This window comes from Mesobacillus sp. S13, assembly GCF_020422885.1.
Classification (GTDB): domain Bacteria; phylum Bacillota; class Bacilli; order Bacillales; family Cytobacillaceae; genus Mesobacillus; species Mesobacillus selenatarsenatis_A.
Window position 1 is genome coordinate 4,777,671 of record NZ_CP084622.1, and the last position, 21,385, is coordinate 4,799,055.

Genomic DNA, 21,385 nt, shown 5'->3' on the forward strand with positions numbered 1-21,385 from the left:
TAAACAACTTAGAATAGAGACATTGGATCCTGAATTCTTCCATTCAGATAAACCTCAAAATGAAGGTGGATACCTGTAGAGTTACCTGTCCTTCCCATGACACCAATTTTAGAACCACTAGAAACGGATTGGCCTACACTTACTGAGATGGATGCAAGGTGCGCATACATTGTACGGTAGCCGTTTTGATGATCGATGATGATTTTATTTCCATATCCATCGCCCTTGTTGCCAGCATATACGACTTTTCCATTATCAGCAGCCTTGATTGTATAGTTGCTTGGTCTAGCGATATCGATCCCTTTATGCATCCTGCTCCAGCGATAGCCCTGGCGGCTGGAAACATATCCGCCATTTGTAGGCCATACGAATGTTCCGTCACCGCGCGAAGGAACAACCTTAGTACCTTTAACGATGATTTCCTTCACTGGCTCTTCAAGAACTGTTTCATTAATGACTTCCTTCTTGGTTACCCTGCCATTTTGTTCTGAAACAGAATAGGTGATCCCATTCATGCCAACTTTGCCTTCTTGCTGCGTCTTCGTATCTCCCTTGAACATGGAAGAATCTTCCTTAACTTCTCTTTCGAAAGGCACTTCTTTTTGTTCGTAAACCTGGCGATTGACCACAACTTCAACGAATGGCTTCAAGACAGTCACATTCAGCTCTAGGCCTGGCTTCAAGACTGTATTCTCATCAAATCCTGCATTTAAAGAAAGCAGTTGAGCAAGCGTCAAATCGTGATCATTTGCAATGCTCCCCAATACATCCCCTTCTTTAACCTGGTACTTCTGTTCTTCTAAAGTACCTTTTTTAAGGAATTGAACCGCTTCTGCTACAGTAAGCACCTTTTCGGGATCAACTTTTTCTTCAGAATGTGAAACTTCGTTAGTTAAATAAACGTCTAATATACGAGTTTCATTTTCTTTCACTTCGGGTACTGGTAGATTAGGAGATTCTTTTCTACTCTCCACTTCAGCTAATTCTTCTTCTGTAACGTGTTCGAGCATTAATGTCCTAAGTACTTCTTTTGCGGCTTCCGCATCTTTTACATATGCTATTGGCTGATCACCCATTACAAGAGCTGTCGCTTCAGCCTGGACGATCATCTCGTCTTTAAGCACTTCTATTACTTCACTTGTATTTGCAATTGCAGCTGAGCTGAACACTTGCTCAGGAATATAAGATACGTCCAATCCAAGATCGACATCAAGATCCGCGTATTCCTTCTTCACGGATGTCAACTTATCTTCTACCAGCTGTTCTACTTGTGATTTATCTGCTACAGTTCCAATAAATTTATCATTTACATATACATGATACAAAGTTGTTAATTCAGAATCCGCCGCTAGTGCAGCACTTCCTGCACCAAAAGACAACGCAGCTACAGTCACTGCAGCCATGATTGACTTTTTTATTGCTGGCTTCATCTCTCTAGATGTTTTGCCGGCAAGATTGGACAGCCTATGTTTTAAATTATTCATCCTGATCCTCCTACAACGGTCAAACACTATTAGTCTAGTTCTAAATAACTATTATCTGATAATTGTACCTTTATACTTTACCATATAATGTATCAATGGGAAGACTAGTCTTCATTATGTAACAAAATTGTATAATAGCTGACATTTAATTACGTTTTTTGTAAGTTAAATGGAATTTGTTATCGGAATATTTACCTATTCTTCATATTAAAAATGAGCCAAAAACCTAGTAATAACAGAGCATTCTCCTACTTTTGCAGGGTTATTTTTGAACATTGTTGTTAATAGCAACACAAACATGTTAATAATAGGAATTTTATCGTTATATTACATAAATGTTACAAAAAAAAGGAGCATGTCATATGACACGCTCCCTTTTTTAATGGCTCAGGACGGAATCGAACCGCCGACACAAGGATTTTCAGTCCTTTGCTCTACCGACTGAGCTACTGAGCCAAGATAAAAATTGTACCCTAATCATTATTTGGTTTAAGTCCTTTGCTCGAATAACCTTTCGGTCTTTCTCGCAGGTTGCCGCTGAAGCAAAGTCGATGATGTGAGCAACCTGCTCTACCGACTGAGCTACTGAGCCAAGATAAAAATTGTACCCTAATCATTATTTGGTTTAAGTCCTTTGCTCGAATGACCTTTCGGTCTTTCTCGCAGGTTGCCGCTGAAGCAAAGTCGATGATGTGAGCAACCTGCTCTACCAACTGAGCTACTAAGCCATGGTACTACTAATCAATAAAATATGTATAATGGTGACCCCTACGGGATTCGAACCCGTGTTACCGCCGTGAAAGGGCGGTGTCTTAACCGCTTGACCAAGGGGCCGTATTAAATTTAAACCTTTTCGCTATCGCGGAAAAAAACTTGGTGAGCCATGAAGGACTCGAACCTTCGACCCTCTGATTAAAAGTCAGATGCTCTACCGACTGAGCTAATGGCTCGTATCAAAGCTTATCGTTTTTTGTCGAATTAGTGACAACGTTGTTTATATTACCATAGCATTTTGTCATTTGTATATATTTTTTTAAAACTTTTTTCATTTTTCTTTTCTCTTTTAAATTCACTATTGAAATACAGGCTATTTCCACGAATTAAATTGGCATTTTGCCAACTGTAAAGCATCAGTAACCTACCATAACAAAATAAGCCCCTGATCCAAATAGATCAAGGGCAAAGTCGAGATTAATTATGATCTCCAAGGGCTGCGGACTACGTTTGTTTGGGTGCGGTCCGGGCCGACTGAGAAGATTGACAATGGGATGCCTGTCAGCTGTGAGATACGCTCGAGATAGTGTCTTGCGTTCTCAGGCAGTTCATCGAGTGATTTTACCCCTGTGATGTCTTCTGTCCATCCTGGCAGCTCCTCGTAAACTGGCTCACATTCAGCAAGTGTCTTGAGACTTGCTGGGAATTCTTCAATCAACTCGCCTTTGTAGCGATAGGCGACACAAATTTTAAGTGTTTCGATTCCAGTCAATACATCGATTGAGTTTAAAGATAGGTCCGTGATTCCGCTGACACGGCGGGCATGTCGGACGACGACACTGTCGAACCAGCCTACGCGGCGAGGGCGTCCAGTTGTCGTACCATACTCACGGCCTACTTCACGGATTTGGTGGCCGATTTCGTTATCTAGCTCTGTAGGGAATGGTCCATCACCCACACGAGTGGTATAAGCTTTTGAAACTCCAACAATATGAGTGATTTTGGTGGGTCCAACTCCTGAACCAATCGTGACACCACCTGCTACTGGATTGGATGATGTGACGAAAGGATATGTTCCCTGGTCGATGTCGAGCATGACGCCCTGTGCACCTTCAAATAATACACGGCGGCCATCATCCAATGCATCGTTAAGCACAACAGATGTGTCGACCACATAATCCTTGATTTGCTGACCATACTCATAATACTCATCCAGAATGTCCTCAAGCTTGAATCCTTCTGTTTCGTAGATTCGTTCAAGCAGGCGATTCTTTTCTTCCAGGTTGCGAGAAAGCTTTTCTTCAAATACTTCACGATCCAACAGGTCGGCAATCCGAATTCCGGTACGTGCAGCTTTATCCATGTAGGCAGGACCGATTCCCTTCTTGGTCGTTCCGATTTTATTGGCACCTTTGCTCGCTTCTTCCACCTCATCAAGCTTTAAGTGATAAGGAAGGATGACATGCGCGCGGTTGCTGATGCGCAGATTATCTGTCTTAACATCTTTGTCGTGAAGATAAGCAAGTTCCTTCACTAACGCTTTTGGATCCACAACCATTCCGTTGCCGATGACGCTGATTTTATCATTATAGAAAATTCCTGATGGAATTAAATGCAATTTATATGTTTCACCATTGAACTTAATTGTATGTCCGGCGTTGTTACCTCCTTGGTAACGGGCAATCACTTCGGCATTTTCTGATAGGAAGTCTGTAATCTTCCCTTTTCCTTCGTCTCCCCATTGTGTCCCTACTACTACTACGGATGACATATAAAAAGCACCTCCAAAGGTATACGGTTATTTTTTTCCGTTTCAAACATATAAAGTTTACCAGCATTAATAGCTTAAAGTCAACAAAACACGAACATTAATTTTATATTACATTTAATTCGTTCGTAAAAAATCAATAGAGTTAAGAGTTTTATTGTATGTAAGCCGGTTTTTCCTAAGGTTATAAAAGCAACATAGTTTACGAAAAGAGCCTAAAAAAAAGAGAATCAACCTATACGGTCAATTCTCATTATGCCCCCGGTGGAGCGTACGATTCGTCATATCTATTTTCGATATTAACGAATTTATTGTATTCTTTTACAAAGGCCAGCTTGACGGTGCCTACCGGGCCGTTACGCTGCTTGGCAATAATGATTTCGATGATGTTCTTGTCTTCGGATTCTTTGTCATAATAGTCATCACGATAAAGGAAGGCTACAATATCGGCATCCTGCTCAATTGAACCGGATTCACGGATATCAGACATCATCGGACGCTTGTCCTGTCGCTGTTCCACTCCACGGGAAAGCTGGGACAGTGCGATAACAGGGACCTGCAATTCACGCGCCAATTGCTTGAGGGAACGGGATATCTCGGATACTTCCTGCTGACGGTTTTCGCCGGCACGGCCGCTTCCAAGGATCAGCTGCAAGTAATCGATCATGATCATGCCAAGTCCCTGCTCCTGCTTTAAGCGTCGGCACTTTGACCGGATATCGGTAATTTTAACACCCGGGGTATCATCTATGAAGATTCCTGCGTTAGACAAGCTTCCCATTGCCATCGTCAGTTTGCCCCAGTCCTCATCATTCAGGGAACCTGTACGAAGCCTCTGTGCATCGATATTTCCTTCAGCACAAAGAACACGCATGACCAGCTGCTCTGCTCCCATCTCCAAACTGAAGATCGCAACATTCTCTCCTGTTTTTTTCGCAACATTCTGGGCGATATTCAAGGCGAATGCTGTTTTACCAACCGAAGGACGGGCACCTACTATGATCAAATCATTTCGTTGAAAGCCTGCTGTCATTCGATCAAGCTCGGTAAAGCCTGTCTCAAGACCGGTGATATCCCCTTTGCGGTTATGCATTTCCTCGATATTATCATAGGTCCTGACAAGGACATCTTTGATATTATGGAAGGCTCCTCCGCCTTTACGCTGGGCAACCTCCATTATGTTCTTTTCTGCTTCGGCAAGTAATGCCTCGACTTCATCCTCACGCAAATAGCCATCTTCAGCGATGCCTGATGCTGTTCGGATCAGCCTTCTTAGCAATGATTTTTCTTCTACGATTCTAGCATAATACTCTATATTAGCAGCCGTCGGCACGGATGCAGCCAATTCACTTAAATAACTGACGCCTCCAACATCTTCAATCAGCTTGGATGATGCCAATTCCTCAGTGACTGTCACCAGGTCAATGGCTTTGCCTTTATCATTTAAATCCAGCATGACGTTAAAGATTTTCTGGTGCGCAACACGATAAAAGTCGTCGGGTAATAATATTTCTGAAGCAAGAGTTAAAGCTGATGGCTCTAAAAATATTGCGCCAAGTACGGCTTGTTCCGCTTCCATGTTTTGCGGCGGAAGTCGATCCGCGAATAATTCACTCATCTGCCTGCCCCCTTACAAATTGATTCTCTCTTTTAATTGAAAAAAGTGATCAGCAGAACCGATCACCTATTTCTGTAACTATATTATTTTATCATGTTTACAGCTATATGGAACTGTAAATTATTTACCTTCTTTTACATGAACATTCAAAGTTGCCTGTACATCTTTATGAAGCTTGACTGGAACCTTTGTGTATCCAAGTGTGCGAATGGCATCCGAAAGCTCAATTTTACGCTTATCAAGCTTGATGCCGTTGGCTTTTTGTAGTTCATCAGCAATCTGCTTGCTAGTGATTGAGCCGAATAGACGTCCATCCTCACCAGATTTCGCAGATAGTTCAACAGTAACCTTTTCCAGTTTTTCCTTTAATGCTTTCGCATCTTCAAGCTCCTGCTGAGCCATTTTCTCTTCCTTCTTTTGTTGTGCACTCAGGGAACTCATTGCGGCCTGGTTTGCTTCAACCGCAAGACCCTGTTTGATCAGGAAATTGTGTGCGTAGCCATCTGCCACATTTTTGATTTCGCCTTTTTTTCCTTTTCCTTTAACGTCCTTCAAAAAGATTACTTTCATTCTTTTTGTCCCCCTTCTAAATAATCATCTATAGCATTTTGTAAAAGTGTTTCTGCCTCATCGGTAGATATATCATACATCTGTGTCGCGGCATTCGTTAAATGCCCTCCACCTTCGAGATTTTCCATGATCACCTGGACATTGATGTCGCCAAGTGACCTTGCACTTATGCCAACTGTATCTTCGGATCGTTTTGCGATGACAAAGGATGCTGAGACTCCATCCATCGTTAACAGAGTGTCTGCAGCCTGTGCAATCAGCACATGGTCACAGTAAACATCGTCTGCCCCTTTTGAAATGACAATCCCATCTCGATAAAAATAAACATTCTCAATAATTTTAGCTCTTCTGATATACGTATTAATATCCTCTTTTAAAAACTTCTGGACCAAAATGGTATCCGCACCATGGCTGCGAAGGTATGAAGCAGCATCGAAAGTCCGCGCTCCGGTCCTTAAGGTGAAGCTCTTCGTATCGACGATGATTCCCGCCAATAAAGCCGTAGCCTCGAGCATCTGGATTTTACCGTGTTTCGGCTGATATTCCAGCAACTCTGTCACAAGCTCAGCTGTCGATGAAGCATAAGGCTCCATATAGACGAGCAATGGATTTTTGATAAATTCCTCTCCCCGGCGGTGATGATCGATCACGATGACGTTCTCAATCCGATTCAATAATCGCTCATCAATGACCAGCGATGGCTTATGCGTATCGACAACGACAAGCAATGTATCATCTGATGCGATTTCATATGCCTGTTCCGGTGTTATGAACCTAGAGTAGAGGGAATCATTTTCCTTAATCTCATCCATCAGGCGCTGTACACCTGTATCGATTTCATTTTTATTATAAACGATAAATCCTTCACGCTTATTCATCTGTGCTACTTTAAGAATCCCGATCGCCGAGCCGATGGCGTCCATATCTGGGTTCTTGTGTCCCATGATTAAGACCTTGTCACTCTCGACCACCAATTCCTTCAAGGCATGGGAAATGACTCGCGCCCTTACCCTTGTTCGCTTTTCTACAGGATTGGTCTTGCCGCCATAAAACTTAACTTTGCCATTAGGCTGTTTGATTGCGACCTGGTCACCACCCCGTCCCAAAGCCAGATCCAGGCTGGATTGCGCCTGTGAACCAAGTTCAGGAAGCGATGAATATCCCGTACCAACCCCAATACTCAAAGTTAATGGTACATTTTGCTTCGATGTCGTTTCCCTTACTTCATCAAGAATCGAGAATTTCCCTTTTTCCAGCAGCTGGAGAATATGTTCACTAAAAACAGCGATGAACCGCTCAGATGAAACTCTTTTGAGGAATACCCCGTTATTGGTTGCCCACTTATTTAAGATGGACGTCACAAGACTATTTAAGCTGCTTTTTGTCTGATCATCCATTCCCTGAGTGAGTTCTTCATAGTTATCAAGGTAAATGATTGAAATAACAGTGCGCTCATCATGATACATTTTTTCAATTTCTGCCTGTTCGGTCACGTCGAAAAAGTAAAGCAGCCGCTCTTCAGGCTTATGGATGACCCTGAATTTACGGGCATGAAGAGTGATGATTTCTGTTTCCACTTCTTGCTTAATCAGTGGAATGACGGCATCGGCCACATCATACAGTGATTTGCCTACCAGCGAATCTTCATTGAAACATGCAGCAATGAAAGGATTCGTCCACTCAATATAATAGTCATCATTAACCAGCATAATCCCAATTGGCATTTCCATCAAAGCTTCTTCGCCGACTTTTTTCACCCGATAAGACAGCGTGGAAATATACTCTTCCGTCTCTTGCCTTATTTTATGATTAACTTGAAAAATCATATATATCAACAGGCCAGTGAGAATGAACCCTGCTGCTCCTATAATCCAGTTATAGTAAGCTAGAAATCCAATCAGCACTAGTGTTACGGCCATCAATCCATACAATGGATAGCGTATTTGCCGCCTCTCTAAATAAGAAGGCATGTGCTCAGCTCCTAAAGCGTTAGTTTCTGATTACTTCTTCTCCCCAAGACGTTTTCTTAAGTCAAACCCTAAATCAATTATACCTAATATCCTCACAATATAAAGAACAAATGGCAGGAGGAAAGTCAGGACAAGGACGATGATTGGGACAGCTTTAGGATAGTTTTTAATATGTGTTACATAAAACACGAACGAGAGCCCCTGAAGGACCATCAGCATTTGCAGGATGAATGTTAGATTAGAAATTACCCAGAACAAGTATGTTCCCTTTTCTGGCTGTATGATCAATGCTGCAATCATCGTAATAAGATAGTACCAAAGAATGCTCTTCGGCAGATTCAATTCCCTGAACGGAGGCCAGGTTGGCACCTTGATCCCGAACCGCTTCAAGAATGGGAACGAGACAAGCTGAAGCAGGAACACAATCAGGAATGACGCCATGACGAACATGCTCGGCATGAGAACTTCCATCATATCAATCATGGTTTCAAATTGTTTGATAAGCACCTCATCGGGTGCCTGTCCCATTTGTTCCAGCAATTTAATCGCCTGGTCAGTAGAGGCACGAAATGCATCCATCAATTCATCGATAATATTTATTTTGAACAAGATGACCGACAACGCATATTGTACCACCAAATTCAAAAGGAAAACGAGGGCACCAGCTATGTATGCTGCAAATTTACTTTTCCCTTCCCTGACCATGTACCCCATCACAGCCCCCGTTGTCCCATATGTCAATGCAAGCGGGATTGCCAGGAGCGAACCTAGAATCATGGATAATAAGACAGCTGCCAGTGTAAAAACAGCCGTGCTTTTTCCATCATACTTAGCCCCGAAAAATAAGAACGGCAAAGAAAGGAACAGGTTAATAATTAACCCCAGGCCAGGTATATAAAAAGTGATCAATAATAAAACCGCAAAAATCGCTAACAGGATGGCACCTTCCGTCAGCTTGTATGTATTCTTCATAATCCACCGCCTTGGTCACTATAAGGTTCAAGCTAGATCTATAACAGTTTCCTGAACCATGGAGCAGCCATTTTTAAAATAACCGATAAGAACTATTTTAGCTTCTAAACGTATGACAAGCAAACGAAGTGATATTTGGCTAATATAAAAGGCAGCGGGAATGCCCCGCTGCCTTTTAAAATCCGATCATTATTCGCCTGAAACGTATGGCAGTAATGCCATTTGACGAGAACGTTTAATCGCAACTGTCAATTTACGCTGATATTTAGCGCTAGTTCCAGTTACACGACGTGGTAAAATTTTACCGCGCTCAGAGATGAATTTTTTTAGAAGATCAACATCTTTATAATCGATCTTAGTGATTCCGTTTGCTGTGAAGTAGCAAACCTTACGGCGTTTTGCACGTCCGCCTCTGCGTCCACCCATTGCCATGGTCATTTCCCTCCTTGTGTATTCTATTTCAAGTCCTAGTTATATTAGAATGGAAGATCATCATCTGAAATGTCGATCTGGCCGCCACCTGCAAATGGATCCTCATCTACTTTTGTATAACCTTGGTTTTGTCGTTGATTCTGATTCCCGAATGGGGATCCTTGATCATTTTGACGGGAATAACCGCTATCCCCTCTGTCTGAAGACTGTCCTTTTGGCTCAAGGAACTGAACACTCTCAGCAAGAACTTCTGTAACGTAAACACGCTTACCATCTTGTCCTTCATAGCTGCGAGTTTGAACGCGTCCATCAACACCTGCAAGGCTTCCCTTCTTCAAGAAGTTAGCAACGTTTTCGGCTGGACGGCGCCATACCACACAGTTGATGAAGTCAGCTTCTCTTTCCCCCTGCTGGTTGGTAAATGAACGATTTACCGCAAGTGTGAAAGTAGCCACCGCAACTCCATTCGGTGTGAAACGTAATTCAGGATCCTTGGTCAAACGGCCAACAAGAATGACACGATTCATCATCAGAATCAACTCCTTCCCCTCAGCATGAATGTTCCATATGAAACATCAACCGCTGAAAGTATATATTTATATCATTAATTATTCTTCTTCTTTAATTACGATGTGGCGAAGGATATCTTCGTTGATCTTAGCAAGACGAGAGAATTCCTCAACTGCTTCCGGAGTAGCGTTTACCTTAACAATCTGGTAGTAGCCATCACGGAAATCATTGATTTCATAAGCAAGGCGGCGTTTGCCCCATTCCTTAGCTTCTGAAACTTCCGCACCGTTTTCTGTAAGGATTGAGCTGAAACGCTCAGTAAGAGCCTTTTTAGCTTCCTCTTCAATGTTTGGGCGGATGATGTACATAACTTCGTACTTTCTCATCACTGTCACCTCCTTTTGGTCTAAACGGCCCCATTACAGGGCAAGGAGTAATTGTTTAATTACTCACAAGATGAAATTATATCACAGAACATATCCAAAGGCAATGATATGTATAGAGAATCTAATTACCCTCTTTTTTTGTGTGATAGATTTCTATAAGAAAACACTAACATATGTTCGTATTTTTGTCCATGCTTAAATATTGGAGGATAAAAAAAATAATGCCCTGCTATATGGCAGGGCATTGATGAATTATACATTGAAACGGAAGTGGATGATGTCTCCATCTTTTACTTCGTATTCTTTTCCTTCAAGGCGGACTTTTCCTGCTTCCTTGGCTGCTGCCATGGAGCCTGCTGCAAGAAGATCATCGTAGTGGACTGTTTCTGCACGGATGAATCCACGCTCGAAATCAGAGTGGATGACTCCAGCACACTGAGGTGCCTTCATTCCGTGGCGGAATGTCCATGCTCGGACTTCCTGGACGCCAGCTGTGAAGTAGGTTGCCAGACCTAGCAGGCTGTAAGCTGCACGGATCAACTGGTCCAAACCTGATTCTTCAATGCCTAGCTCTTCTAGGAACATTTGCTTTTCTTCACCTTCAAGTTCAGCGATTTCTTCTTCGATCTTAGCGCTGATGACGATGACTTCCGCATTATCTTTTTGTGCAAATTCTCGGACTTTCTGGACATATTCATTGCCACTTGGATCTGCAACATCTTCTTCACCTACATTCGCAACATAAAGCATAGGCTTGATTGTAAGCAAATGAAGGTGTTTAACGATTTTCATTTCTTCATCAGTGAATTCAACCGCACGTGCTGGTTGCTCTGCTTCAAACGCATCACGGAGGCGAGCCAGAATTGGAAACTCAATCGAAGCTTCCTTATCTTTTTGCTTTGCCAACTTCTCGACGCGGCTGATTCTTTTTTCAACAGACTCGAGGTCAGCAAGGATCAATTCGAGGTTAATAACCTCAATATCAGAAATAGGATCAACTTTACCGGCAACGTGCGTGATATTGTCATCTGCAAAGCAGCGGACAACCTGGCAGATCGCATCTACCTGGCGAATATGGGAAAGAAACTTGTTCCCAAGCCCTTCTCCCTTACTCGCACCTTTAACGATTCCGGCGATATCAGTGAATTCAAATGCAGTTGGTACAGTCTTTTTCGGCTGTACAAGCTCAGTCAATTTAGTTAAACGATGGTCAGGAACCTCAACGATTCCGACATTCGGGTCAATCGTACAGAACGGGTAATTGGCTGATTCAGCACCAGCCTGTGTGATCGCATTAAACAATGTTGATTTCCCAACGTTAGGAAGTCCAACAATACCTGCTGTTAAGGCCATCCATGTCACTCCTCTATTTAAAAATGTATCTATTCAAGCAAGAATCACCTAAACGATTTTTTCCTCTCACAATTATAGTGATTACGAAAGGAAAAGACAAGCTTGTAAGAAAAGCGCAAGCGCATTGATCAGCTCCGACAAGCGATGGAGGGCGGACAGTGAAAATATTCTTTGACTTTCTTCATGAACGGTACCCTTATAGAAGTGGATTGCCTTGCATAAGGGTATCTTTCGTCTTGAACGGTACCCTTATAGAGAGGGATTACCTTGCATAAGGGTATCTTTTGACTTGAACGGTACCCTTATAGAGGTGGATTGCCTTGTATAAGGGCATCTTTCGTCTTGAACGGTACCCTTATAGAGAGGGATTGCCTTGCATAAGGGCATCTTTCGTCTTGAACGGTACCCCTATAGAGATGGATTGCCTTGCATAAGGGCATCTTTCGTCTTGAACGGTACTCTTATATTTCAAATTTCAAATGAATAAGTCATCCTCCTGTCCAGATTTCACTTTTTAACGGGCACCAATCCCCTTTTGATTTCATAAAAAACCGCACTCTCCATGAAAGTGCGGCAAAACGATGATTATTCTTTTACTACTTTTTCAATATTGACGAGGCAATCATATAGTGTGCTGCCGAGGCCATTGTCTGACTCCCGGCTGGATGTAAGCTGGTTGACGGAGCCGCCGAATCGGGCACTTAAGCCTTCATCAATATTAACGGTTCCCGGGTGGGCCATTTTTAAAATTGAAACGGTCCCTTTCAACTCACCTCTGTCATTCCAGACACGGACAGAGTCCTGATCTTCCAATCCTTTTTCAACAGCCACGCTGCTAGCGATCTCGACTTTCACATAAGGCTCCGGCTGGAAAAGGTGGAAATGCTGTGAGTGGTTGGAACGCAGCGGATGAATCGTCAGCAAGGTATATGGATATTTTTCCGCCAGCGCGGGATTCGACCATTTTGTCTCTGTTGGCAGCGACAATTTAACTTGACCGTCAGCGACTGCAGAAGCTGTGAATTCATACTTGCCGCTTGGCGTTTTGAATCTCCTGTCTGCCCATGGGATTTTATCCACCGGGAGCTCCGCGAACTTTTCAGCACGGATTTTGTCCAAGGTAATGCCCTTTTCTGTCAAGGATGCCAGGCCCATCCCGATGAAATCTTCTCTTGCAAACTCAAATTCAGCACCAAATCCTAGCCGATTCGCCAGTTCTCCCCAAATCCATGCGTCCGGTTTAGCTTCTCCCGGTGGTTCGACCAGCTTCGGTCCGTGGTTCACATAATGATGGTACATCGAAGAATAATACACATCCTCCACTTCAAAAGCAGTGGCAGCTGGCAAAACATAATCAGCCAGTTCGGCCGTATCTGTCATGAACTGGTCAATCACTACGAGTGTTTCAAGTGATTCAAAAGCCTCTCGCACTCTGTTCGTATCCGGAACTTGAGTCAGTGGATTTCCGCATGTGACAATCCCCATCTTGATTACAGGATCAACTGCTGAGAGAATCTCTTCTGCCTGCCTCATCATCGTAAACGTACGCGTGGTTTTTTTCCGTTCAGGCATGGTCAGATTCTGGTAGTCAAAGCTTTGCCCCACCTGCTTGTTCGCATAGTTTGCGCCACCGCCAGGAATGCCGATATTCCCGCTGACGGCAACCAGTGCATCCAGCAGCCTGATCGTATTCCCGCCATTTTCATACCGCTGCATACCCAGTCCCATGATGGATGATACTGGCTTGTCAGCATAAACTTCAGCAAGATGGGTAATGATGTCGGCCGGAACTTCTGTCAGTTCACTGATATAGTCTAATGAAACAGTATCCAGCAAAGCTTTCAAGTCCTCGAACCCTACGCTATGGTCAGACAAGAACTCGCTATCCTGCAACTCCATCCTCAGCAACTCTTTCATAATGCCCGCTGCTAAAAGGCCATCAAAACCTGGCTTGATGGAGATGTACTCATGTGCCAGCTTTGCCGTTGCATTATAAATAGGGTCAATTACATAGATTTTTGTGCCATTCTTCTTCGCTGCCTGGAGGTTTTGAAAAAGATGCATATTCGTCCGAGCAACATTTCTGCCCCAGATCACAACATGTTTACTATTTTTCAAATCTTCCGGTGCATGGCTATAGGCATCACCAAAATCCCAGTTCTGTGCTTCAATGCCTGCTCCCCAGCAAATGGAACCGGTCAATTCAGTTACTCCGCCATATAAGTTAAAAAAGCGGCTGTCGAGATTAGTTAGCAAACCACCGTTAGCATAATCATGGCTGTGCAAAACGGAAGTGGTGCCATAACTCTCTTTATAATAAGTCAGTTTTTCAGCAATCTCATCGAGCGCCTGATCCCAGGAAATCTGCTGGAATTTACCATCGATTTTTTTCAGAGGATAAAGCAATCTGTCTTCCGAATTCGCCCTGTTCTCCAGCATCCTGCCGCGGCCGCAAATTTTCCCCTGTGTAATCGGATGTTCGGGATTCCCTTCAACTTTGGTTACCTTCCCATCATCCACGGTAACAAGGAAACCGCAGCTGTCCCAGCAGTTCAATGGACATGCCGAATGATGTACTGTCGCCACTTCCTCATCTCCCCACGTTCTCTCTATAAATATTTCGTTAATTTTACCTTTAAGAATAATACAATTAGGCAAAAAAAAGAAGCAGGATTACTCACCCTGCTTCGATAAAACCTTCTTTACTTTTCGTGTGAACTCTTTTCTGGGGATCAAGACACTGTGCTCGCAGCCTTCACACTTGATTCGGAAATCCATGCCAAGGCGGATGATCTTCCACTTGTTTGTGCCGCAAGGATGTGGTTTTTTCATTTCAACAACATCATTAAGTTGAAATTCATGCTCCAATTGTAAAACCTCCTTGTTTATTTACCGAATTCTTTTTGCTCTCCGCCTTCCTGACGGGAGTACATGACCATTCTTGGGAACGGAATTTCAATTCCGTGCTCATCCAGGAGAAGCTTGATTTCCTTGCGAAGTTGTCTTCCAATATACCAATGTTTCATGGGCACTGTTTCTGCAACGATACGCAGCACAACCTCTGAAGCGCCAAATTGCTGTACGCCTAATAGTTCGGGCGTCTTCACCAGTTCCGGATACTTCTCAGTTGTTGTTTCAAGATATTGCTGCAGTACTTTTTCAGCGTATTCAATATCGCCTTCATAAGCTATTCCTATATCAAGTACCGAAACGCTGTTATATACCGAGAAGTTGGTGACTTCTACGATGCTGCCATTAGGAAGGATATTGATTTCACCTGTAAAGCTTTTAATCTTCGTCGTCCGCAGCCCGATTTCCTCTACCGTTCCTTCAAATTGTCCAATTCTTACATAATCACCTACAGAGAATTGATCTTCAAAAATAATGAAGAAACCGGTGATGATGTCTTTTACGAGACTTTGCGCCCCGAAACCGACGGCCAAGCCGACAATCCCTGCACCAGCAAGCATTGCTTTAACATCGATCGTCATTGCCGCAAGAATGGACATGATCGCAATAAAGTAGACAACATATGTCAGTACATTCTCAAGCAGCTTCATTAATGTTGCCTCTCGCCGCTCCGTTATCCGCAACGGACCTCTCGTCCTGACCTTAAAGAAATTGCGGATCGCTATCTTTCCAATTCGGATGAACAAACCCGTGATAATTAGGATGGCAATGATTTTTAAAACACCTTCCCCTATATCAAACCAAAGCTGATCATCCATGAATTTTCTGCTTAAGTTATTTAAAAACTCCTGAGACCTAGTCAGACTTTCTTCTGCATTGGTCATTTTTTCACCCGCCTGTCAATTTCATGCTATCAATATCATACGTTATGTAACAAAGTAGAAGTTTTCATACAAGCACAATCATTTTAACAAGTTTTATAATGTAGTTAAAGAAGACTGTTTGCTCAAATTAAAAGTTAACCAGCTATAAAAATTAACTGGTGATTTTATTATTTTAATATAACTCTTATGTTTTTCACCAGTGTCTATACCCTTAAAATCTTTTTTTAAAAAACATGACCTTTCTCCTCCACAAAATAAACACTGCTCCAAAAGACCCTGTTTAAATCTTTCTGTTTATAGGTATGTATAGATTACAAAAAAAGTCCGTATACTGATAGTACGAATTTTGAAGGAGTTGATCCAATGAATCTCAAAAACCATTTTTTCGAGCGGAGAAACAATGTGGCAAAAATCAACCACGAAGATGATCTGGCTGCAGAAAAGCTGGCTTCTGAAATCCTGGACCATTTGCCTAATTTCAGCACACGCCCAATTGTTTTTGTCTGTATTGGAACTGACCGCTCTACCGGTGATTCATTGGGTCCGCTAATCGGAACACTTCTCGAGGAAAAAGAAATTGCACCTTACCATGTATACGGGACTCTTGATGATCCAATACATGCAGTAAACATGGATGCGAAACTGGCTGAAATCAAAGAAAAGCACTTCAATCCTTTTATCATTGGCATAGACGCCTGCCTGGGAAGGTTAAAAAGTGTCGGATCCATCCAGGTAGGAAATGGTCCAGTCAAACCAGGTGCCGGAGTGAATAAGGAACTTCCCGAAGTCGGCAATATGCACATTACAGGCATCGTAAATGTCAGTGGGTTCATGGAATTCTTTGTTTTGCAAAACACAAGATTGAACCTCGTCTTAAAAATGGCAAAAACGATTGCGAACGGTATTTTCGAGAGCAGCCAGCAGCTATCGAAAAAACAGGATTGGCCAAAACTGAATTGGGATCTAGAGGCTGAGCAGCCTACAGTTGCCGAATAACGATAAAAATTTTAAACACGCCGGGAGACTATCTCTCGGCGTGTATTTTCTCTAAAGGTCTGCCCAACCTTTTGGAGCTCCAGAAGGTGACAATACCCATGATCAATGAAATCACAAATGGTACGATGAACCACCCCGGCATCATGACCGTCCAGAAAAGCAAGTAAGCAGTGATGGCAAAAATCAGGATACTTGAGATAAATAATAGACTGGATAGAAAATCTTTCATTGCAGAATCATCTTCTTACAGTCCGACCGTATAGTGTGAGATTGTGACAAGTACGGCAGTCACCAGTATGCCGGGAAGGAGGTTCGCAACCCTGATTTTCGTCAGTCCGATCAGGTTTAAGCCAATGGCGAAAATCATCACCCCGCCGGTTGCAGTCAATTCAAGAATGAAGCTGTCCATCAAGGCTTGTGGAATAAATTTATCAATTTGCGTCGCAAACAATGCAATTGTTCCCTGATAGAGCATTACCGGAATCGCTGAAAAAAGAACCCCAATACCGAGTGTCGTAGTTAGAATTAAAGCCGTGAAACCGTCAATGATTGCCTTTGTATAAAGCACGTCATGGTCGCCGCGGATGCCGCTATCGAGAGCACCAATAATGGCCATCGCGCCAATGACAAAAATCAATGTGGCCGTCACGAAACCTTGTGAAATACTTCCTTCTCCTTTTGATCCAAGTTTTCTCTCGAGCCAGTCTCCAACTGAATTCAGCTTATCCTCCAGCTTCCAGGCTTCCCCAAGTACTGCCCCCATCACAAGACTCAAGATAACAATCAGGAAATTAGCACTCTTAAACCCCATTTGCAGGCCCAATACCATCACCGCAAGACCGATGCCATGCATGACTGTAGTTTTCATATTTTCAGGAATTCTCGTCAAAAGCCTGCCAAGCAAGGTCCCGACGATAATCAAAAGCCCATTGACAATGGTGCCAAGTAAAAACATAGCGTTCACCTATCTTTAAATTTTGTATGTACACTCATGTAAAAAAAGAAGCCATCAAATTGATAGCTTAAGAGTTTTGCTGATCTAGTAGTTCCAGAATCCGTTCCAGATCATCTTTAGAGAAAAATTCTATTTCAATCTTCCCTTTGTTTTTCGATTGTTTGATGTTAACAGTTGTGCCGAAACGCTCACGAAGCGTCGTTTCCCGTTCGCGGATGAAAACATCCTTTGTCGTTTTTTCTTTTTTTGTTTCACGTGGAACAACTTCGTTCATCTGCTGAATCAACTGCTCTAGCTGGCGGACATTCATTCCATCTTTAAGGATTTTATCCACGAGGACCGGGAGTTTGTCTTTCTTCCTTAATCCTAGAAGCGCGCGTCCATGGCCCATTGATATTTTGCCATCCGAAATCAGTTGCTGAATCTTAGGCGGCAGCGACAGCAAGCGGATATGGTTTGCCAGATGCGGACGGCTTTTGCCCAGTCTCTTTGCTAATTCTTCTTGTGTGAGCTTCAGCTTTTCAATCAGTGTTTGATAGGCGATTCCCTCTTCGATTGGATTTAAATCTTCCCTCTGAAGGTTTTCCAGCACAGCAAGCTCCATCATCTGCTGTTCATTAAGTTCACGGACGACTGCCGGGACTGTTTCCAGCTTTGCTTCCTTCGCGGCACGGAACCGCCTTTCCCCAACGACTATTTCATAGCCTTTTATCGTCTTCCTGACAATAATCGGCTGAAGGATTCCATGTTCCTGGATCGATTGCTTCAATTCCTCTATCGCTTCCGGCTGGAAAACTTTTCGTGGTTGATAAGGATTCGGCCGTATTTCTTTGATGCTTATTTCCTGGACCTTTTCGTCCTTACCGGCTTCTTCTTTAAATAAAGCATTCAATCCTTTACCTAAGCCTTTAGCCATTTGCAACCACTTCCTTTGCAAGATCTAAATAAACCTCTGCCCCGCGGGACTTTGGATCATAAATGATGATTGGCTCTCCGTGGCTTGGAGCTTCACTCAACCGGACATTCCGGGGAATGACTGTCTTGTATACCTTGTCCTGGAAGTACTTCTTCACTTCCTCTATGACTTGAAGACCAAGATTCGTACGTGCATCCAGCATCGTCAGCAGGACACCTTCAATCTTCAAATCCTGGTTCAAATGCTTCTGTACGAGTCGGACAGTATTCAGGAGCTGACTTAATCCTTCCAATGCATAATACTCACACTGGACAGGGATGATGACTGCATCTGAAGCCGTCAAAGCATTCAAAGTCAATAAACCAAGAGACGGCGGACAGTCGATGATAATATAATCAAAACGATCCTTCACTTCCTCGAGAGCCCGCTTCAAGCGAACCTCCCTAGATATCGTGGGCACGAGCTCAATCTCCGCTCCTGCAAGCTGGATGGTCGCAGGAATTGTATATAAATTCTCAACTGCTGTTGGATGGATTACATTTTTGGCTTCAACATCGTCAACAAGAACATCATAGATGCATTGCTCAACATCCGCTTTCTCAATCCCCACACCACTCGTCGCATTTCCCTGGGGATCCGTATCGACAAGGAGCACTTTTTTTCCTATGTATGCAAGGCAAGCACCAAGATTCACCGATGTCGTCGTTTTGCCGACTCCGCCTTTTTGATTCGCAATCGCAATGATTTTCCCCACATTGTCACCTTCTTTCAAAACCCAATAAATAGTATATGTTTAGCTTTAAGCAAAAAAATGCATTATAAATTAGGCTTTTCCCAGCAATTCAGGATGAAAATCACCGAAAAAAGCAATCACGTATTCTATTTTATCATGAAAAAAGACAGTTGATAGAATTTTTATTAAAAAGAAATAATCCAGTAATATGCGAAGTGCAGTACACAAAAAGCCCCGTTTCCAGGCTGCTGATTGAGTCAAATGGCAACAAAAAAACGGGAGACAGCCTGTCCCCCGCTAGCAATCTATTATTTCTTTTTTGGTATGCGAATCGTGAATTGATAGAACTCTTCAAACTCTTCTTCTTCGGAATCAAGATTGATGCCGCTGTCAGAAACCATTGTCAGTGACTGACGGATGGTATTGACGGCAATCCTCATATCCTTGCTGAATGCCTTCCGCTTTGGCTTTGGTTTCTCTTCATTTTGGCTCAGAAGCTTGACGACACGTTCTTCCGTTTGTTTGACATTAAGCGATCTCTCAATGATCTCTGCCAACACTTGTACCTGCAGCTCAGGGTTCTTTAACGGGATTAACGAACGGGCATGGCGCTCTGTGATCAATTTATTCAAGAGTGCATCCTGTACTTCCTGTGGAAGCTTTAGCAATCGCAGCTTATTCGCAACCGTTGATTGACCTTTTCCCAATCTTTGCGCCAGTGCTTCCTGGGTCAGGTTATGGATTTCCAGCAATTTACCATAAGCCATCGCTTCTTCAATTGGTGACAGTTCCTCACGCTGAAGGTTCTCAATCAAAGCAACTGATGCTGTTTCGGAATCGGATAGGTTTTTAACGATTGCAGGAACCTCTTCCCACTCAAGCTTTTTCATTGCTCGCCAGCGGCGTTCACCTGCAATTATTTCAAATCGGTCCTGATCGTATTCCCGGACGACGATTGGCTGGATTACTCCATGTATGTGAATGGTACGGGCCAATTCTTCAATTTTTTCATCATCAAAAACAGTTCTTGGCTGGTATCTATTTGGAATAATATGGTCAATCGGAATCTTCTTTATTTCTTCGTTTTCTATGTTGTCAATATCCTCAACCGTCTGTTCTTCCATTTGGTTCGGTTCTTCCACTTGGTTCCGTTCTTTTTCCTTTTCCCCAAGGCCAAAAAAGCGCGAAAAAGAAGGCTTCATCACCCTACACCACCTTTATGAACTCCCTATTACATATTCTCTATAAAAATGACAAGTTCCTGCCTATAGACTCTATTATAAACTAAATTCATTTTTCCAAATAGACCAAAAAGCATTAGCAAGCATAGGCGGCTCCATCAATCGCACACTTCAAGCCTTTGGCCAGTGTGCTGCGACTGATGTATGCACCTATTCAATCGGCGTTTTATTCGGGGTTCCCGGTTTTCTTGGGTACTTCTTAGGTGTTGTTTTTAGTTTGTTAATGATTAAAATATTTCGTTCACTCTCTTCCACAGGCAAGGTGAAGGAATGGGCAGATTCAAGCTTTCCGCCAAGAACATTGATTGCTTTTTCACCAACCTGCAGTTCCTCTCCTGCCTGGTTGCCCTTCATGGCGATGAATGTCCCGCCAGTTTTCACTAGCGGAAGGCAAAGTTCACTTAACACGGACATTCTGGCTACAGCCCTTGCCATAACAACTTCATATTTCTCACGATGGGAAGGATTCTGTCCGAATGTCTCGGCACGGTCGTGAATGAAGGTCGTACCTTCCAATCCCAATTCTTTCGAAAGCTGCTCGAGGAACGTGATTCGCTTATTCAAGGAATCGACAATCGTCACCTTGATTTCAGGGAATGCAATTTTAATCGGGATACTCGGAAAGCCGGCCCCGGCACCAACGTCACACAAATTGAGCGGCTTGTTAAAGTCAAAATAAAATGCGGCAGAAATGGAATCATAAAAATGCTTCAAGTACACATCAGGCTTTTCTGTGATCGCAGTTAAGTTCATTTTTTCATTCCACTCGACGAGCATTTGGTAATACTTTTCATATTGCTCCATTTGCTTCTGAGAAAGCTGTATTCCCTTTTCAGCGAGCAAAGCTTTAAATTGATCTGTATTCATAAGCCAACCCTTTCTGTCCTTGCTGGTGATTTCATAAGAAAAGCGCAAGCGCCTTGGTCAGCCCCGACAAGCGTTGGGGCTAGACACTAAAGTGTGTGGAGAAATC

20 protein-coding genes and 3 tRNA genes are annotated in these 21,385 nt (G+C 43.0%); 1 reads left to right on the forward strand and 22 read right to left on the reverse strand.

The features are described 5' to 3' along the window. Window positions 1–8: 8 nt before the first annotated feature. The 16 genes from LGO15_RS23970 to LGO15_RS24045 form a co-directional block, all read right to left on the reverse strand. Window positions 9–1,484, reverse strand: a complete 1,476-nt coding sequence (locus LGO15_RS23970; RefSeq protein WP_226086299.1) for a M23 family metallopeptidase — start codon at window positions 1,482–1,484, stop codon at window positions 9–11. Between the two features lie 383 nt (window positions 1,485–1,867). Continuing rightward, a tRNA-Phe gene (locus tag LGO15_RS23975) sits at window positions 1,868–1,940 on the reverse strand. A gap of 303 nt (window positions 1,941–2,243) precedes the next feature. Next, window positions 2,244–2,318, reverse strand: a tRNA-Glu gene (locus tag LGO15_RS23980). Window positions 2,319–2,358: 40 nt separating this feature from the next. Continuing rightward, a tRNA-Lys gene (locus LGO15_RS23985) sits at window positions 2,359–2,434 on the reverse strand. Window positions 2,435–2,679: 245 nt separating this feature from the next. Then, window positions 2,680–3,969 carry an adenylosuccinate synthase gene (locus tag LGO15_RS23990; RefSeq protein ID WP_167830971.1) on the reverse strand — a complete coding sequence of 430 codons (1,290 nt, stop codon included), beginning with the start codon at window positions 3,967–3,969 and terminating at the stop codon, window positions 2,680–2,682. Window positions 3,970–4,219: 250 nt separating this feature from the next. Continuing rightward, the gene (gene dnaB, locus LGO15_RS23995; protein WP_167830970.1) at window positions 4,220–5,584 is read right to left on the reverse strand and encodes a replicative DNA helicase; all 1,365 of its coding nucleotides are present in this window, start codon (window positions 5,582–5,584) and stop codon (window positions 4,220–4,222) included. 120 nt (window positions 5,585–5,704) lie between these two features. Beyond that, window positions 5,705–6,154: a 50S ribosomal protein L9 gene (gene rplI / locus LGO15_RS24000; RefSeq protein WP_167830969.1), complete on the reverse strand. Its 450-nt coding sequence runs from the start codon at window positions 6,152–6,154 to the stop codon at window positions 5,705–5,707. Next, on the reverse strand, window positions 6,151–8,124 hold the full coding sequence (locus LGO15_RS24005; protein ID WP_167830968.1) for a DHH family phosphoesterase: 1,974 nt from the start codon (window positions 8,122–8,124) through the stop codon (window positions 6,151–6,153). The genes rplI and LGO15_RS24005 overlap by 4 nt, the downstream gene beginning before the upstream one ends. A 30-nt stretch (window positions 8,125–8,154) precedes the next feature. After that, on the reverse strand, window positions 8,155–9,096 hold the full coding sequence (locus LGO15_RS24010; RefSeq protein ID WP_226086300.1) for a YybS family protein: 942 nt from the start codon (window positions 9,094–9,096) through the stop codon (window positions 8,155–8,157). A gap of 189 nt (window positions 9,097–9,285) precedes the next feature. After that, window positions 9,286–9,522, reverse strand: a complete 237-nt coding sequence (gene rpsR / locus LGO15_RS24015; RefSeq protein WP_079507585.1) for a 30S ribosomal protein S18 — start codon at window positions 9,520–9,522, stop codon at window positions 9,286–9,288. Window positions 9,523–9,572: 50 nt separating this feature from the next. Then, on the reverse strand, window positions 9,573–10,058 hold the full coding sequence (ssb, locus tag LGO15_RS24020) for a single-stranded DNA-binding protein (protein WP_079505977.1): 486 nt from the start codon (window positions 10,056–10,058) through the stop codon (window positions 9,573–9,575). A 78-nt stretch (window positions 10,059–10,136) separates the two neighbouring features. Beyond that, window positions 10,137–10,424, reverse strand: coding sequence for a 30S ribosomal protein S6 (gene rpsF / locus LGO15_RS24025; protein ID WP_167830966.1), 288 nt, complete (start codon window positions 10,422–10,424; stop codon window positions 10,137–10,139). A gap of 252 nt (window positions 10,425–10,676) precedes the next feature. Continuing rightward, the gene (gene ychF, locus LGO15_RS24030; RefSeq protein ID WP_167830965.1) at window positions 10,677–11,777 is read right to left on the reverse strand and encodes a redox-regulated ATPase YchF; all 1,101 of its coding nucleotides are present in this window, start codon (window positions 11,775–11,777) and stop codon (window positions 10,677–10,679) included. A gap of 585 nt (window positions 11,778–12,362) precedes the next feature. After that, window positions 12,363–14,363, reverse strand: coding sequence for a molybdopterin-dependent oxidoreductase (locus tag LGO15_RS24035; RefSeq protein ID WP_226086301.1), 2,001 nt, complete (start codon window positions 14,361–14,363; stop codon window positions 12,363–12,365). An 87-nt stretch (window positions 14,364–14,450) separates the two neighbouring features. Continuing rightward, window positions 14,451–14,645 carry a DUF951 domain-containing protein gene (locus tag LGO15_RS24040; RefSeq protein WP_167830963.1) on the reverse strand — a complete coding sequence of 65 codons (195 nt, stop codon included), beginning with the start codon at window positions 14,643–14,645 and terminating at the stop codon, window positions 14,451–14,453. Between the two features lie 17 nt (window positions 14,646–14,662). Then, window positions 14,663–15,571 carry a mechanosensitive ion channel family protein gene (locus LGO15_RS24045; RefSeq protein ID WP_413231364.1) on the reverse strand — a complete coding sequence of 303 codons (909 nt, stop codon included), beginning with the start codon at window positions 15,569–15,571 and terminating at the stop codon, window positions 14,663–14,665. Window positions 15,572–15,934: 363 nt separating this feature from the next. On the opposite strand from LGO15_RS24045, the gene yyaC reads away from it, so the two are divergent. Next, window positions 15,935–16,567, forward strand: a complete 633-nt coding sequence (gene yyaC, locus LGO15_RS24050) for a spore protease YyaC (protein WP_226086302.1) — start codon at window positions 15,935–15,937, stop codon at window positions 16,565–16,567. A 28-nt stretch (window positions 16,568–16,595) separates the two neighbouring features. Here yyaC and LGO15_RS24055 read toward each other — a convergent pair whose 3' ends face one another. From LGO15_RS24055 to rsmG, 6 genes are all read right to left on the reverse strand, one after another. After that, a complete protein-coding gene (locus tag LGO15_RS24055) occupies window positions 16,596–16,796 on the reverse strand; it encodes a hypothetical protein (RefSeq protein ID WP_226086303.1) in 201 nt (66 codons plus the stop codon). Between the two features lie 15 nt (window positions 16,797–16,811). Continuing rightward, a complete protein-coding gene (locus LGO15_RS24060; RefSeq protein ID WP_167830961.1) occupies window positions 16,812–17,522 on the reverse strand; it encodes a DUF554 domain-containing protein in 711 nt (236 codons plus the stop codon). A 67-nt stretch (window positions 17,523–17,589) separates the two neighbouring features. Further along, the gene (locus tag LGO15_RS24065; RefSeq protein ID WP_167830960.1) at window positions 17,590–18,438 is read right to left on the reverse strand and encodes a ParB/RepB/Spo0J family partition protein; all 849 of its coding nucleotides are present in this window, start codon (window positions 18,436–18,438) and stop codon (window positions 17,590–17,592) included. Next, window positions 18,431–19,192: a ParA family protein gene (locus LGO15_RS24070; RefSeq protein ID WP_102264747.1), complete on the reverse strand. Its 762-nt coding sequence runs from the start codon at window positions 19,190–19,192 to the stop codon at window positions 18,431–18,433. The genes LGO15_RS24065 and LGO15_RS24070 overlap by 8 nt, the downstream gene beginning before the upstream one ends. Before the next feature lie 287 nt (window positions 19,193–19,479). Further along, window positions 19,480–20,373, reverse strand: coding sequence for a nucleoid occlusion protein (gene noc, locus LGO15_RS24075; protein WP_167830959.1), 894 nt, complete (start codon window positions 20,371–20,373; stop codon window positions 19,480–19,482). Between the two features lie 189 nt (window positions 20,374–20,562). Next, window positions 20,563–21,279, reverse strand: coding sequence for a 16S rRNA (guanine(527)-N(7))-methyltransferase RsmG (gene rsmG, locus LGO15_RS24080; RefSeq protein ID WP_226086304.1), 717 nt, complete (start codon window positions 21,277–21,279; stop codon window positions 20,563–20,565). Window positions 21,280–21,385: the final 106 nt, after the last annotated feature.